This window comes from Blastomonas sp. CCH1-A6, assembly GCF_001556365.1.
Taxonomy (GTDB): Bacteria; Pseudomonadota; Alphaproteobacteria; order Sphingomonadales; family Sphingomonadaceae; genus Blastomonas; species Blastomonas ursincola.
Genome location: NZ_LSIS01000318.1, coordinates 1 through 2,532, shown reverse-complemented (window position 1 = coordinate 2,532; position 2,532 = coordinate 1). Strand labels below are relative to the sequence as shown.

General features: G+C 66.3%; 4 protein-coding genes. All 4 read right to left on the bottom strand.

Features of this window, described 5'->3' with window-relative positions:
- Nucleotides 1-58: 58 nt before the first annotated feature.
- A complete protein-coding gene (locus tag AX735_RS15400) occupies nucleotides 59-619 on the bottom strand; it encodes a hypothetical protein (RefSeq protein ID WP_066282144.1) in 561 nt (186 codons plus the stop codon).
- A gap of 138 nt (nucleotides 620-757) precedes the next feature.
- Nucleotides 758-1,198, bottom strand: a complete 441-nt coding sequence (locus AX735_RS15395; RefSeq protein WP_066282146.1) for a TIGR01244 family sulfur transferase — start codon at nucleotides 1,196-1,198, stop codon at nucleotides 758-760.
- Nucleotides 1,199-1,352: 154 nt separating this feature from the next.
- Nucleotides 1,353-1,721 (bottom strand): hypothetical protein, encoded by a 369-nt coding sequence (locus tag AX735_RS15390; RefSeq protein WP_156447523.1) that lies wholly within the window; start codon nucleotides 1,719-1,721, stop codon nucleotides 1,353-1,355.
- A partial coding sequence (locus AX735_RS15385; RefSeq protein ID WP_156447522.1) for an ATP-binding cassette domain-containing protein occupies nucleotides 1,718-2,532 on the bottom strand: 815 nt, incomplete at its 5' end. The genes AX735_RS15385 and AX735_RS15390, both read right to left, overlap by 4 nt.

Genomic DNA, 2,532 nt, shown 5'->3' with positions numbered 1-2,532 from the left:
AGAAGCGGGACCCCCGCTTTCGCGGGGGTGACGGTGATGTGGTCTCAGAACCGAGCCCTCAATGCGCGGCGTCGCCGCTCACCCATTCGACCCATTCGGGGAAGAAGACCGGCGCGCGCAGCGACCAGCCGGGGGCGGTAGCGGCGGCCTCGCTGATCGACTGGAGCAGCATCTTGCGCCGTTCGGGCTGGATCTGCGGCAGCGCGGCGGCGGCGCAATAGGCAGACGGCAGCCAGGGCCGCACATCGGCCCCGAGCAGCCGTTCGTAGAGGAAGCGGAAGGCGGAGAAGCTCTCGATCCGGCCCTGCGCCAAATCGAACGCCGCCAGCCGCACCAGCAGCGCCATGAAATGCTCGAACCCGTCCTCGTGCGGCGCATCGGGCACATTGCCGCGCAGCAGCTTGAGGTCCTGGTAGACCAGATAATGCATGCGGATCGAGGCGGTTTCCTCGGCGTTTCGTGCCCAGCGCTTGAACGCGTCCTCGCGCGCGAGGCCAATATCGAGCGCGCGCTTGATATAGCGCTGTGCCGCGGGTGAGAAGCTCGCGAACTCGCGCAGCTCGGCAAGCGTGAGTGCCGCTGCGGAATTGCCGGATGCCGCGCCGCGATGGCTGGCCATGCCCCATTCTCCTTGCATCGCCACCGCAGAGTCGCCGCGGTGGAACGAGGAAACATGGTCACAAGATGGTTATTATCGGGTTAACCATAAGCCCGGGGATCCTCCCACAGCTTGCCGGGGGGAGGATCTAATTCTGTCTCAGTCCGCCTGGCCCGAGAGTGCGTCGAGCATTGGGCGGATCGGGGTCAGGTCATAGCCGGCCTGCGCCGCGATGCGGGTGAGCTCGGCAGGGTTCTGCCCCTGCTTGGCCTGGGCGAGCGACCAGAGCAGCGTCGAGCGCGTGCCCGAGCGGCAATAGGCGAGCACCTTGCCGCCGCTTGCTTCGGCCTTGTCCAGCGCCGCGATCATCGCATCGACCTGCGGGGCCGAGAATCCGGCATGGGTGACGGGAATCGCGACATAGTCGATCCCGGCAGCCCTTGCCGCCGCCTCGATCTCGGCGCTTTGCGGCGCGCTCGGGTCCTCGCCATCGGGGCGGTTGTTGATGATCAACGTCACGCCTTCCGCCTTTGCCGCCGCCACCTGATCGAGCGTGATCTGCGGCGAAACCTGAACATCATCGGTAAGCGGAGTGAACATGCTTTTCTCTTTCATGGCAGCAGGGGCGGCGGTGGCAGATGCCAGGATCGGCGGCATCTGCACCGGGGAACGGTCGGACTGGTTGCGGTCCTTGCAGGCGGGCAGCGTCAGCAGAGCGGCGGCCAGCACAAGGGCGGAAATCCTGGAAAGCTTGTCACTCACGAAACGGCTCCCATGCTTTCTCGACCAGTGCGCGAGATGGCGCGTCGGTCGTCGGATCGGCCAGGATCGCGGTATAGCGTTCCTTCAGCCCCGCGCAGCTTTCATCCATCATCGCGTTCAGGAATTCGGCGCGCTCGGCATCATAGGGCTCTTCGCCGGCAAAATGAAGACAGGCTTGCGCGGCGTGCACGAACAGCCGCACGCGATAGGTCGCGCCTGGATGCTGGGGCTCGCCATACATGTCGTTCCATGCGCCGGTGCGCGTCGGTTGCTCCACCTCTGCCGCCTCGGCCTCGACCGGCGGATCGAGCGCTACGCCCTGCAGCGCCAGCGCCGCGAGAATTGCCGCCGTCATCGTCATGCCGCCACCTCTTCCTTCGCGCGTTCCTGCGCCTGGCGTTCCCACATCGCCGCATAGAGCCCGCCGCGGCGCAGCAGTTCGCGGTGTGATCCCTGCTCCGCCACCTGGCCTTTGTCGAGCACGATGATCGTATCGGCATGGGTCACGGTCGATAGCCGGTGCGCGATGATCAGCGTGGTGCGCCCTTCGGCCAGCGAGCGCAGCGTATCGAGGATCTCGGCCTCGGTGGCGCTGTCGAGCGCGCTCGTCGCCTCGTCGAAGATGGTCAGCGGCGGGTTCTTGAGCAAGGTGCGCGCGATCGCGACGCGCTGCTTCTCGCCCCCCGACAGCTTGAGCCCGCGCTCGCCGACCTCGGTCTCATAGCCCTTGGGCAGCGATTCGATGAAATGGCCGATTGCCGCGCCATGCGCCGCGCGCTCGATCTCCTCCTGCGTCGCGCCCTCGCGGCCATAGCCGATATTATACCCGATGGTGTCGTTGAACAGCACCGTATCCTGCGGCACGATGCCGAGCGCGGCGCGCAGCGAGCCTTGCGTCACCTTGGCGATATCCTGCCCGCCGATCAGGATCTGCCCGGCTTGCGGATCGTAGAAGCGGAAGAGCAGCCGCGCGATCGTCGACTTGCCCGCGCCCGAGGGGCCGACCAGCGCCAGCGTCTGGCCCGGTTCGACCCGGAAGCTCAGACCGTGCAGGATCTGCCGGTCGGGATCATAGCCGAAATCGACATTGCGGAATTCGACCGAGGGCTGGCGGATGTCGAGCGCAGGCGCATTCGGGACATCGACGATCTCGGCGGGGGTATCGATCAGGT

Bases quoted from the DNA above. Each gene is read 5' to 3' on its own strand.
- AX735_RS15400 (WP_066282144.1), bottom strand. From the start codon at position 619: ATGGCCAGCCATCGCGGCGCGGCATCCGGCAATTCCGCAGCGGCACTC.
- AX735_RS15395 (WP_066282146.1), bottom strand. From the start codon at position 1,198: ATGTTCACTCCGCTTACCGATGATGTTCAGGTTTCGCCGCAGATCACG.
- AX735_RS15390 (WP_156447523.1), bottom strand. From the start codon at position 1,721: ATGACGATGACGGCGGCAATTCTCGCGGCGCTGGCGCTGCAGGGCGTA.